The 12,906-nt window shown below is 48.2% G+C and carries 7 protein-coding genes; 5 read left to right on the plus strand and 2 right to left on the minus strand.

Features of this window, described 5'->3' with window-relative positions:
• Both ACEW8S_RS20265 and ACEW8S_RS20270 read left to right on the plus strand, forming a co-directional pair.
• Nucleotides 1–1,581: GumC family protein (locus ACEW8S_RS20265; RefSeq protein WP_373519924.1), on the plus strand; the 1,581-nt coding region annotated here is incomplete at its 5' end.
• Between the two features lie 224 nt (nt 1,582–1,805).
• Nucleotides 1,806–7,676, plus strand: coding sequence for a malectin domain-containing carbohydrate-binding protein (locus tag ACEW8S_RS20270; RefSeq protein WP_373519925.1), 5,871 nt, complete (start codon nt 1,806–1,808; stop codon nt 7,674–7,676).
• A gap of 72 nt (nt 7,677–7,748) precedes the next feature.
• On the opposite strand, the gene ACEW8S_RS20275 is transcribed toward ACEW8S_RS20270, so the two are convergent.
• Together ACEW8S_RS20275 and ACEW8S_RS20280 are read right to left on the minus strand one after the other, a co-directional pair.
• Nucleotides 7,749–8,489 (minus strand): tyrosine-protein phosphatase, encoded by a 741-nt coding sequence (locus ACEW8S_RS20275; protein ID WP_373519926.1) that lies wholly within the window; start codon nt 8,487–8,489, stop codon nt 7,749–7,751.
• Between the two features lie 129 nt (nt 8,490–8,618).
• On the minus strand, nt 8,619–10,175 hold the full coding sequence (locus tag ACEW8S_RS20280) for an NAD(P)/FAD-dependent oxidoreductase (protein ID WP_373519927.1): 1,557 nt from the start codon (nt 10,173–10,175) through the stop codon (nt 8,619–8,621).
• Nucleotides 10,176–10,395: 220 nt separating this feature from the next.
• Between ACEW8S_RS20280 and pxpA the strand changes: the two genes are divergently transcribed.
• From pxpA to ACEW8S_RS20295, 3 genes are read left to right on the plus strand one after another with little or no spacing between them, the layout of a single operon-like run.
• Nucleotides 10,396–11,118, plus strand: coding sequence for a 5-oxoprolinase subunit PxpA (pxpA, locus tag ACEW8S_RS20285; RefSeq protein ID WP_373519930.1), 723 nt, complete (start codon nt 10,396–10,398; stop codon nt 11,116–11,118).
• The gene (pxpB, locus tag ACEW8S_RS20290) at nt 11,115–11,852 is read left to right on the plus strand and encodes a 5-oxoprolinase subunit PxpB (protein ID WP_373519928.1); all 738 of its coding nucleotides are present in this window, start codon (nt 11,115–11,117) and stop codon (nt 11,850–11,852) included. The genes pxpA and pxpB overlap by 4 nt, the downstream gene beginning before the upstream one ends.
• A complete protein-coding gene (locus ACEW8S_RS20295) occupies nt 11,845–12,684 on the plus strand; it encodes a biotin-dependent carboxyltransferase family protein (protein WP_373519929.1) in 840 nt (279 codons plus the stop codon). Before pxpB ends, ACEW8S_RS20295 begins: the two co-directional genes overlap by 8 nt.
• Nucleotides 12,685–12,906: the final 222 nt, after the last annotated feature.

Consider the following 12,906-nt stretch of genomic DNA (forward strand, 5'->3'; position numbering starts at 1 on the left):
TCCAATTTTATCAATGAAAGGATTGCGGATATTTCGACGGATCTTTCCAGCGTAGATCAATCGGCCCAAGATTTTAAGACCGAGGCCGGAGTATCCGATATCGCCGCCGAGGCCAACGTAAACCTGAACGTTGGCGTGGCCAACCAACAGGAACTGGCCAATGCCAGAAATCAGCTGAACATGGCGTCATCGATGCAAGATTTGGTTGCGAACCAAGAAAGCTATGAGGTGTTGCCCACCAATATAGGTTTGTCCGATCCGACGATCGCCGGTACGACGGAACGCTATAACCAATTGGTGCAGGAACGGCAACGGCTATTGAAAAGTTCGAACGAAAAGAACCCGGTCATCGTGAATTTAGATCAACAGATTGCGGGCCTCAAACGTAGTATGCAACAAAGTTTGAACAATAGCGTCAGTACTTTGGGAATGACGGTAAACTCCTTGAGCGGCCAACAGGCGCGTTTCAACTCCAAAATTTATTCCTCCCCTGCCAAGGAACGGGCGTTAAGGGACATCACCAGGCAGCAACAAACGACGGAATCCTTGTACCTGTATCTTTTGCAAAAGAGGGAAGAGGCCCAGATATCCGCAGCATCCAGTTCTGCAAAATCGAAGGTTGTCGATCTGGCGTATAACGTCAGTAAAACACCGGTATCCCCGAAAAAATCCTTAATATACCTAGCATCCTTTATTTTAGGATTACTGTTGCCCTTTTCGATTATCTATGCCAATGACCTGCTCGATAATAAGATACACAACATGCATTCCCTGGAAAAATTGGTGAGCGATATTCCAGTGTTGGGCGAACTTCCCAAATTGACGAAAAAAGATAACAAATTCATAATTAAGGAAGATCGTTCGGTACTGGCGGAATCCCTTCGTATCATACGAACGAACCTGGATTATATCATTAAGACCAAACAGCTGCAAAAAGGCAGGAGCAACATTGTGTACGTTACCTCTAGCGTTCCTGGGGAAGGTAAAACATTTTTGTCGACCAACTTGTCAATGATATTGTCGAGCACGAATAAAAAGGTGCTGTTGATCGGTGCGGATATTCGAAATCCTAAATTATATAGCTTTTTTACGGCTAGCGATGTCGATAAGATGGCCAAGCCCAGCAGGAACAAAGATGCCGGTCTTACCGAATATCTATACGATAATACCCTAGAGGTCCGCGACATCGTAAACCCCATGCTGATCCATCACAACACCATCGATGTCATCTACTCGGGCCGAATACCCCCTAACCCGGCCGAACTTTTAATGAGTAGCCGTATGAAGGAACTCTTTGAGAATGTGGCCCAAAGCTATGACTACGTGATCGTTGATACGGCGCCTTTGATGGTGGTTACCGATACCCTTCTTATTAGCGATTATGCGGATCTACTGATTTATGTTACCAGGGCAGGTGTTACCGAGACCAAAGCGGTAAACTTCCCCATTAAGTTACAGGAAGAGGGCAAGATCAAAGGCCTGTCATTTGTAGTCAACGATGTAGAGGCTTCGAATCTGGGCTACGGCGGAAAATATGGCTATGGGTATGGCAAGACCCAGAAAAAATGGTGGAAGTTTTAACCTGTTCCCTATTCAGCAATGAACTCAAAAAGAGTTCTATATATGATTTAAAACCTTGGCTGACCTCAAGGTTTTTTTTTAAATGGGTAAGAATGAATACGGTATTTAATCGACGTTCAGTCTGGTTTAATCGAATAGCGGTAGGGTAATTACCTGTTGAAATGTTATTGTTTTATATTTGTGTAGGATAGTTTGAAAAATTATCTGAAAAATACGCTGCTGCTATGAAAAAATTTTACCCTACGAATATTTCAATTTTAATTTTTCTGCTTTTTTTTACCAGTGTCATTCAACTCCATGCCCAATTACCGAATGAGTTTGCGAAGGTAGACCTGGTTACCGAACTCGAAAATTCCACTAGTTTCAAATTTCTGCCCGACGGACGTATCATTATCCTTGAGCGTTTCGGGCAAATTCTAATCTACAACCCCGATACCCAGTTGGCGGTATCCGCTGGGACGCTTCCGGTGTTCCACCAATTGGAGGACGGATTGGTAGGGTTAGCCGTCGACCCCGATTTCGTAAACAATTCTAAAATTTACCTCCACTACTCGCCAAATGATTTTGTAGGCAACCGGGTCTCAAGGTTCAGTCTGGTCGGCAATCAAGTGGATTTCAGTTCCGAGGAGATAGTGCTGCAATGGCAGACCTCACGAACGGCGGCGTACCATTCAGGGGGTGATATGGACTTCGATTCCCAGGGCAACCTGTACATCGCCACTGGCGACAACTCTGGCTATCCCAATGGATACAACTCCATATCCGAAACGAACGCGGACCTTAGTGCCGAAAAGTCCTCCTCGAACATGAACGATCTTCGCGGGAAAATTTTGCGTATCAAACCGGGCGCCGGTACCACCTATACGATTCCCCCGGGAAACCTTTTTCAGAATCCTTCCCAAGGTAGGCCGGAAATCTATGTCATGGGTGCCCGTAACCCCTACCGCATACATGTCGACAAGCAAAACAACGATTGGCTGTTCTGGGCCGAGGTGGGTCCCGATGCCGAAAACCCCGGTCCACAGGGTCCTATGGGACTTGACGAGATCAACCTGACCAAGGCGTCCGGCAACTACGGATGGCCCTATTTTTCGGGAGAGAACAATGCCCCTTACCAAATGACATACGCCAATCCTCCCTATTTTAACGACCCGTTGGCCCCGGTCAACATTTCGCAATGGAATACGGGCGCAACCGATCTTCCCCCCGCACAACCGGCATGGCTCGATAAACCCAGCGAATGCTATCTGGTGGGGTTTCGCTATAACTACGATCCGGATTTGCCCGATGACCAGCGGCTGCCCGAAGAATTTGATGACCTGCTTATCTACTACGACTTCAATTCCAGTCAAATTTGGGCTATTGATACCGATGCCGAGGGTAATCTCCTATCCGAGGAGCAAGTGGCTCCCGTGGTGTTTCCAGATAACAGTGACGGATTTATCGATATGGAGGTCGGTCCCGATGGAAAGATGTATGTTTTGGCCTATGGTGCCGGCTGCTGTCCCGATAACGTGGGTTCCGGCCGACTGGTCCGGGTCGATTATACCGGTATAACGGACAACTCCCCGCCCAATGTGGTGCTAGAGGCCGATGTGACCAACGGTCCCCTGCCTTTGACCGTAAATTTTAAGGGCGATAAGACCACCGATCCCAACGGCGATTCCCCGCTGACCTATGCCTGGGATATCGATGTTGACGGAACAGTCGACAATCCAGACAATACACAACCCAATTACACCCATACCTATACCGAGGCCGGAACCTATACGGCCCAATTGAGGGTCGATGATGGTCAAGGGGGCTTAGCGGCAAAGACCATCGTCATCTATGCCGGGAACAGCGTTTCAAGCTTTGATTTTGCCTCCCCTCCCGACGGGGGACTGTTCGGTTGGAACGACGATATCGCTATCGACCTGAACGTTACCGATGCCGAGGAAGGCGCCATAGCTTGTGCCGACATCAACGTAGTGCCCTCCGTGGGCCATGTCAACCATTTTCACGACGAGCTTACGATAGATGGCTGTCCTAAAACAATTACGATTTCCGACAATAACCATAATATTGATGGCGAAGAGGATATTTTCTTTGTACTGGGCGCGAACTACACCGATTCGGGAGGGCTAACCTCCAGGGATCAGATCCAGTTGCATCCCAAACGCAAGGAAGCCGAGTATTACGATACCCAAAGCGGTACGGAGATTCTTGGGAATTCCGCCACCTTCGGTGGTGGAAACAGCGCCATTAGCGTCGGTAACAACGGCTTTATTTCGTTTACAGGGCGCAACCTCTCGAACATGACCGCCGTAAAGTATCTTGTCGCCGCTGGCAATGCCGGGGGTACCATCGAATTCCGCACGGGAGGCCCGACCGGCACCCTAGTGGCAACTACCGTAGTCCCCAATACGGGCGGTATCGATGATTGGGTAGAAGTGCAGACGCCGATTACCGACCCAGGGGGCAAGAACGACCTCTTTTTTGTATTCAGGGGTACTTCGGGGCAGGACATCTTTCGGCTGAACTACGTCGAATTTGTGGGCGCCGGTGTTTCTACCGACAATTCACCGCCTAAGGTAAATTCCGTAAAGCTCGATGGCAATACGAGGGTGAGCGTATTATTTTCGGAGTATGTTAGTCCAAATACTGCCCAGACTATCGCCAACTACGCCATTGACAATGGCATTAGCGTCTCAGCGGCCGAACTCCAGTCCGATAACCGGACCGTGGTTCTGACCACCTCGCCCCTGGCTACCGGGGTCGGGTATACCCTGACGATCAGCAACGTACAAAATACGGCCGGCCTACCTATGGCTACCGCTAGTTTTGACTTCTCGGTGTTCGAGGCGATCCGAATCAACTCCGGAGGGGGGGAGGTGACCCTGAACGGCACCACCTTTAGTGCCGATCAGTACAACCGGGGCGGTCAGGTATTTTCCAATACTACACCGATCCAAGGAACCACCGAAGATCAGTTGTACCAGGTCGAACGCTTTGCCGAAGGCACTAACAATAATGAGGGAACCGGCGGCTTCGGCTACGAGATTCCCGTTGGAGTGGCCGGGGAATACGATATTCGACTGCACTTTGCCGAGATTTTCTTCGGGCTTCCCGGCCCCGGTGGTGCCCCTGGAGGGCCCGGTTCACGTATCTTTAATGTAGTTATCGAGGGTCAACAGGTATTGACCGATTTCGATATCCTGGCCGAGACCGATCCGGCCACGGTATTGCTAAAGGAATTTGACAATATTCCGATCAACGACGGTTTTGCCAGCATTATTCTTAGCGGAGTAGTACAAGGTGCTAAAATAAACGGTATCGAGGTGCTTTCCTCCGATGCCTTCGGAGGCGGGGAGACCGATGCCGATATTACCATTACCTCCCCATCGAACGGTTGGGAGGTGAACCAACCTTTCGAAGTGGCATTTCGGATCGAGAACTGGAGAAGCGAACAGGGTGACGGACATTTACATTATTTAATAGATGGCGGCAGCTTGGAAGAGCATGAAGGCTATGGCCCAATAGCCATTGACGGCCTGGCATTTGGAAACCATACCATACGCTTGGAACTCTTCAATCCCGACGACACGCCCAGCGGTATTTTCGACGAGGTCACGGTCAATGTAACCAGCGATATCACCTGTAACGTAACCCCCTTTCCCGAATCATGGACGGTGCATGAATTGGAGGCAAATACGTATACAGCGGTCTATACCTTTGCCGACGACGATCTTGATGGCGATGGATTGAAGGATATCGTTACCGGAGGATGGTGGTACAAAAATCCCGGAACCGCTTCGGGCGACTGGGTAAAGAACACCATCGGGGAAAATTTCGGAAATGTCGTGCATGTATATGATTTTGACGGCGACGGCAATTTGGACCTTTTGGGTACCGCTTTAGGTATTGCTCCTGATAATGAATATGAAAGTGCCCAACTTTTGTGGGCACAGAATGATGGGGAGGGCAACTTTACCGTATTTAATAATATTCCCGCAGGTACTACCGATTTTGACGAACCCTTCTTGGCCGGCCTTGCCGGGGGAGTGTTCGACATAGGCGGTCCCTATCAAATGGCCATCAACTGGAACGGGGCCGAATCGACCGGTTCTCCCGTTCAGATGCTAACGCCCTCGGCAAATCCGACCACGGGCACTTGGACCTTGGAGGATATTAGTCCCGATTCATCCGGAGAGGACATTCAGGCCGGAGACATCGATCAAGACGGAGACCTTGACCTTTTTCAAGGCATCAACTGGTTAAGGAACAATGGCAACACTAATTTTGAGACCTTCGATACGGGAATTACCTATACCAGTACACCTGATAGGGCACAGTTGGCGGACTTCGACCGCGATGGTGACCTTGATGCCGTTGTAGGGCAGTTAGGCCTTGGTGGCACGGGGAACCGAAATGAGTTCGCTTGGTTCGCAGCCCCGGCAGACCCGACCCAACCTTGGGTTAAAAATGTGCTGGATACCGATGTCCGAGGTAGTTTAAGCGTTTTTGCCATAGACATTGATTTCGATGGCGATAAAGATATCGTAGTAGGGGAGTGGCTCGGTGAACATCGTTTGCTCGCGTTCGAGAACGACCTTTGCGGTTCCGGTGAATTTAATTTAAAGGTACTTGATGATGGAGCCCTCGATTTTGAGCACCACGATGGTGCGCGGGTCACCGATATCGATAATGACGGGGATTATGATGTGATTTCTAATGGATGGCTCAACGACCTTGTACCGCGAATCTATGAGAATACCACATTGCCACCAAGTGATGATAGACCCTTGGCCAATGCGGGCGAAGACCGCACAGCAGCTCCCGGAAGCAGTGTTACCTTGACCGGATCTGGCAGTGATCCCGACGGCGGTGAAATTGTGAGCTACCTGTGGACCCAAGTTAGTGGACCGACGGCTACCTTGAATGGCGCGAACACAACCACATTGACCATAAATAATTTGGTCGAGGGGGTTTATGTGCTCCGCCTAACGGTTACCGACGATGAGGGCGATAATGGCGTCGATGAGGTTACGGTAAGTGTTTCCGCCCAAGGCAACGTAAATCGGATCAATGCTGGTGGACCTGCCTATACTTTCGGGGGAACCAATTGGGCTGCGGATCAATATTCAAATGGCGGTATTGCGTTTACGAATAACACACCGATCGCAAATACCGATAATGATCAGTTGTACCAGACCGAACGGTATCGTGATAATGGTCCGCTAATCTATGAAATACCGGTAGCCAACGGAATGCACGATGTCAACTTGCACTTTGCGGAGATTTATTGGGGCTTGCCCGGTGATGGTGCCAATGGGGGTGCCGGTTCAAGGCTTTTTAATATAGATATCGAAGGTCAGGCACGAAAGGAAAATTACGATATTTTCACAGAAGCAGGTGGAGCCGCCACGGCTATTGTCGAGAGTTTTACCGATATAAGCGTGACTGATCAAAGTCTGACCATAACCCTAGAGCGCATTACGGATTTTCCAAAAATATCCGGTATTGAAATTCTGCCCGCCGAAATTACGGACCCAGACCCGGATCCAGACCCGGACCCGGATGTAGAACTTAAGGCGGTTGCCGAAGCGACACCGACCACGGGCAGCTCGCCATTGGAAGTCTCATTTACCGGTAGTAATTCGTTAGGGGATATCGTCAGCTACCTGTGGGATTTCAAGGATGGGAATACCGCTACGGTAGCCGATCCGGCAAATACCTTTTTGGCCGAAGGTACCTATGAAGTATCCCTTACCATAACCGATGCCGGCGGAATTTCAAATACCGCCACACTATCAATCGTGGTCAGTGATACGCCTACTGGAGAGGTCATGGGCGTTTTATTGGAACAAAATCCCCCGAAAGAGGGTATCGCCATCATACGGATCCTAAACCAACCTGACAATTTTATGATGTTAGGTGTGAATGTGCACGATGTTCAAGGCCGTTTGTTGAGCAGTTATAGACCAGAGGAAATCATTGTAAATAACGACACCTATCAAGTACCGGTGCACATCTTAAAAGCGGGACTCTACTTTTTTGAAATTGCGATGAACCAAGGAAAAGCGGTTACCTTAAAAGTGCTGATCCAGAATTGATTTTGGGCGGAATACGAATAAAGGGTGCTTTCAATTTGGAAGCGCCCTTTTTTTTATGGATTCCGTAATGCATCAGTAAAAGGTGGCTATTGTAGTATTGATCAATGGCAGCAGCTGTTCCACCGCTTTCTTGGATAAGGTCAGTTTTTTAAGGGAATTCAGTTGATCTAGATTATGAATGTCGGAGGCCAAGAAATCGATAAGGCCTTCCTCAAGAAGTTCGTTGGCCACTTTCGGCACCTCCTTACCATAATATTCACCAAGTGACAAAAGGTTCATTTGAAATAGGATGCCATGTTCTTTGTACTCGGTATACTTTCGCATACGGTTGTGTAAAAATCCGTAGCGTTCGGGATGGGCGAGAATAGGATAAAATCCCTTTGAGGCGGTCTTGATAATGGCTTCCTCAAAATTGATCGGGGGTTGTAGGTATGACATTTCTACCAAAAGATATTCTTTTCGGATCGCCATTGCCGTTTCCGTTTCCAGAAGCTGCTCAAAATTGTCATCGATCATGTGTTCGGCAGCGGCCTCAACGGAAATATGCTTCAAGTCATTAATAATCAAGGCATGTTTCACCTGTGAAAGCGCATTAGATATGGTCTCCTTAGTATTGGGATAATAATTGTGCATAATATGCGGCGTAGCGATAAAATGGGTCACCCCGAACTCCTCGAACGCCTTTATCAGAGCGATGGATTCCTCCACGGTCTTGGCCCCGTCATCGATACCGGGCAAGATATGGTTATGGATATCGATAAAACCATCAAGGTAATCGATCAGGAATTTTTTTCTGCTGAAAAATTGCATCATCTGTTTTGGTTCTGGTCCAAGGGTCGAGGGTATAACGGACAATTCCGATTTTTATGATTTAAAAACTTGGTAGACTTAAATGTTGGGTAAAGATAGTACAGAATCCATCAAAATTAAACTGCTGGCTGTTTAACGAAGAGATTGTTCGACCGCCGCCTCCGCACACCTTTCCCCATCCATGGCCGCCGAAACGATGCCCCCGGCATAGCCACCGCCTTCCCCACAGGGAAACAGCCCTTTGATTTCCGGATGCTCCAGATTTTTGTTTCTGGGGATGTTCACCGGGGATGAGGTGCGGGATTCTACCCCGACGATATTCGCCTCGTAGGTATAATAGCCTTTCATCTTCTTTCCGAATTCCTCAAATCCTTTTCGCAAACGGCTGCCGATCAGTCTTGGTAAAAGGGAATGCAGGGGGGCACTTAGCAGTCCAGGTTGGTAAGATGTGGGGTTCAGATCCGTAGAAATCCGTCCTTCCACAAAATCCGTTATCCGTTGTGAGGGCGCTACTTGGGTGCGACCACCTGAAGTAAAGGCCAAGCGTTCTAAATCTTTCTGGTATTCCAATCCCCTTAATGCCCCGAAATGGTCGTATTTACGGATATCTTCGTCCACATTGATTTCCACTACGATTCCGGAATTCGCAAATAGATTATTACGCCGCGAGGGCGACATCCCGTTGACCACCACTTCGCCGGGAGCCGTTGCAGCTGGAACGATAAACCCGCCGGGGCACATACAAAAAGAGTAAACGCCCCTGCCTTTTACCTGTTCTACAAGACTGTAGGCCGCAGCAGGAAGCAATTCGGGGCGTTGATCCCCGCAATTGTATTGAATGGAATCGATAATGTGCTGAGGATGTTCGACGCGTACCCCCATGGCAAACGATTTGGCTTTTAGGGCAATGTTCTTCCGGTCGAGCAGGTAAAAAATATCCCGGGCGGAATGGCCGGTCGCCAATATCACCCGGTCCACATGCATTTCATTTTTGGTATTTAAGACAAGGGACATCAATTGATTGTCCCGCAGTACAAAATCCGTTATTTTGGTATTAAAATGGACTTCCCCACCATGCGCTAAAATCGTCTCCCGTATATTTTGAACGATTTTAGGCAGCTTGTTCGTGCCGATATGCGGGTGGGCGTCAACCAAGATCTGTTCCGTTGCACCGTGGTGTACCAAACTCTCGAAAATACGCCGTACATCACCGCGTTTAAGGCTTCGGGTATAAAGTTTTCCATCGGAGTAGGTGCCCGCACCTCCTTCTCCGAAACAGTAATTGCTATCTTCGTTGACGAGGTGGTCTTGATTGATGGCCTTCAGGTCACGGCGTCGGTCTTGAACGTTCTTGCCGCGTTCGAGCACGATCGGTTTGACCCCCAGTTCGAGACAGCGGAGCGCCGCCCACATGCCAGCGGGGCCAAATCCGACAATATGTACGGATTTGGCTTTGGAAACATCCTTATAATCAAAAGTGTAGCTATTTTCATGTATATCTTCACCGAGATAAGCGGCCAGTTTATAGTTGAAAACCACGGTCGGCTTTCGGGCGTCGATGGATTTACGAAGGATTTTTAGGACAAACTCCTGCTCGGAAAGCCCCAAATACTTGGCGGCCCTTTGTTTCAGGCTTCCTTTTTGGGCCTCTTCTTCAAGACTTAGGCGGATTTGTAGGTTTTTGACCATCCGGCGAAATTAAGGGAAATTGTGCAATCCATCATCCCATAAAGAGTACAGTTCCTATTTTTTAGCTTAATTTTAAACGACTAAAATTAAAGGTCTAACCGAGCACCGAGCACCCTTGAACCGTAAACCTGCCGAAGGCAGACTTAAACCTTAAACCACCTAAATTCAACATTTTCCCATAAACCCATAAACTAATAAACCCATAAACTTTTCAATCGACATCAACTGCGACGTAGGGGAGGGCGTGGGAAACGAGGCGCAACTGTTTCCCCTGATTTCCTCGTGCAATATTGCCTGTGGCGGCCACGCGGGGGACGCATCCTCAATGCAAAGGGTCGTCCGTTTGGCGAAGAAATTTAACGTCAAGGTCGGGGCGCATCCTTCGTATCCCGATATAAAAAATTTTGGAAGGGCCGCTATGGATATCCCATCCGAAGTACTTATCCAAAGCATCCAAGAACAGATAGCCGCCCTTGTTTGCATCCTCGGAAAAGAAAACATCCGCTTGCACCATATTAAGGCCCATGGTGCCTTGTACAATACAATCGCCAAGAACGCCGAACTGGCCGAACTTTTTTTGATTGCCGTTGCCGAGTATAAAAAAAATACCCTAATATATGTTCCCTACGGCTCCGAAATAGGGAGAAAAGCTAAGGAACATGATTTTTCGATAGCCTATGAAGCCTTTGCCGACCGCAATTACAATACGGACCTCAGTTTGGTTTCCCGAAGCCATCCGCAGGCACTGATCGAGTCCCCCGAAGCTGTTTTGAAACATATCGTCCGGATAGTAAAGCATCAAAAAGTGCGGACCCTTACTGACAATACCGTAAAAATTTTGGCCGAAACTTTCTGTATTCACAGCGATACCCCTTCGGCATTTGAAATAGTATCGTATCTTTCGAAAGAATTACCGAACCAAAGCATACGGATCAAAAAGTGAGCACTTACGATATTTCCATACGGCCCTTCGGTATACATTCCATTTTAGTGGAATGGCCCAACCGTGTCGAAGAGGCCATTCTAGAAGATATACTGCAGTTTATACAGCACCTTAAAAATCATTGTTTTGAGGATGAAAAATGGGAAATGGTGCCCGCTTACAATTCCCTCACGCTTATTCATCGGGAAAAACCGATCGATTTTGAAAATTTCAAGGGAAAGCTTTTGCAGTGGTATGCGGCCGATAAAAAGGAGGTTCACCGTGAAAAATTGTTGTGGCGGCTTCCGGTATGTTATGATCTCGAATTCGGGATAGATCTCGAAGAGGTTTCGAAACGTTCCGGACAGTCTATAGAACGCATCATTGAACTGCATACCGAGCATCGATATACGGTTTACGGTATTGGCTTTCTGCCCGGTTTTATGTATTTGGGCGGTATCCCGCAGGCATTGGAAATTCCTAGGAAATCGAAACCAAGGCCCAAGGTGCCCAAAGGTGCCGTCGGTCTGGCAGGAAAGCAGACAGGCATCTATCCTCAGGATTCCCCGGGCGGATGGAACATTATCGGTAATTGCTCGGTGCCGATGTTCGATCCGAAAAAATCGGTCCCCTGCTTTGTAAACGTTGGTGACAAGGTACAGTTTTACCCCATAGAAAGGGCGGAATACGACCTGCACAAGATCGAGGGCGAAGTGGGGATCTATAAAGTGGAAAAAATTATATTGGATGCTTAAGGTATTAAAATCGGGATTGTTCACCACCGTGCAAGATGCCGGCAGGTATGGGTATTTGGACAAGGGAGTTCCGGTGGCGGGATATATGGATTCGTTTTCGGCGCAAAAGGTCAACATGCTCCTGGAAAACGATGACGATGCCGCGGTCATCGAAATCACGATGACAGGCCCTACCCTAGAATTCGGGGAAGCTAGTTATATCTGCATGGGCGGTGCCGTGATTTCGGCAACCCTTAACAACGAGCCTGTCCAAGCGTTTCATGTACTAAAGGTCGAGAAAGGAGACATTTTATCATACGGCAAGCTGAAAAAAGGCTTTCGTAGCTATTTGGCGATCAAGGGCGGGTTTAGGGCGCCCCTGGTGTTGGGCAGCCGTTCCTTTTTTTCTTCCATAACCGCTAAGGACCACGTTGCCGACAGGGCCGAAATACCCTATAACAGCCTAGAGCGATTCACTCCGAAAATATCGGAAATCAAGGTCGATTGCTTTTTGGATGAAAAGGTGCTGGAGGTCTCCAAGGGACCGGAATACGGCATGTTAAGCGACAAACAATTGGAGGCCCTGTTTTATAGGGAATTCCATATTTCCAACGAAAACAACCGGATGGCCTATCAATTGGAAGAGCAAATAACCGGCCATGAGGTGTCGATGCTTACCTCGGCCACGCTGCCGGGCACCGTACAGTTTACCCCATCGGGAAAATTGATCGTTCTTATGAAAGACGGCCAGACCACGGGCGGATATCCGCGTATTCTACAATTGTCCGACAAGGCCATATCCATTCTGGCACAAAAGAAGTTCCACGATGTAGTTTCTTTTAAGTTGGTTTAAATTTTAATTTCCCCATTTGCCATTCCGCACTTCGCATTCCCCGTGGCTCTGCCTCCGAAGTAGTTCATTCTGTGGTTTTCCCCTCCCCCCCTTTTTTTGATATGGAATTGAATATGATAAAAAAAATAGTTTATACTATTGATTATCAATAGCATGCGATAATTAAAGGATGATTGACATTCGATAGGTTTGAACTGTTAAATTCTAAGGAATCCAGAAACC

Source organism: Pricia sp., from assembly GCF_041745955.1.
GTDB lineage: Bacteria > Bacteroidota > Bacteroidia > Flavobacteriales > Flavobacteriaceae > Pricia.

Bases quoted from the DNA above. Each gene is read 5' to 3' on its own strand.
- ACEW8S_RS20270 (WP_373519925.1), top strand. From the start codon at position 1,806: ATGAAAAAATTTTACCCTACGAATATTTCAATTTTAATTTTTCTGCTT.
- ACEW8S_RS20275 (WP_373519926.1), bottom strand. From the start codon at position 8,489: ATGATGCAATTTTTCAGCAGAAAAAAATTCCTGATCGATTACCTTGAT.
- ACEW8S_RS20280 (WP_373519927.1), bottom strand. From the start codon at position 10,175: ATGGTCAAAAACCTACAAATCCGCCTAAGTCTTGAAGAAGAGGCCCAA.
- ACEW8S_RS20295 (WP_373519929.1), top strand. From the start codon at position 11,845: ATGCTTAAGGTATTAAAATCGGGATTGTTCACCACCGTGCAAGATGCC.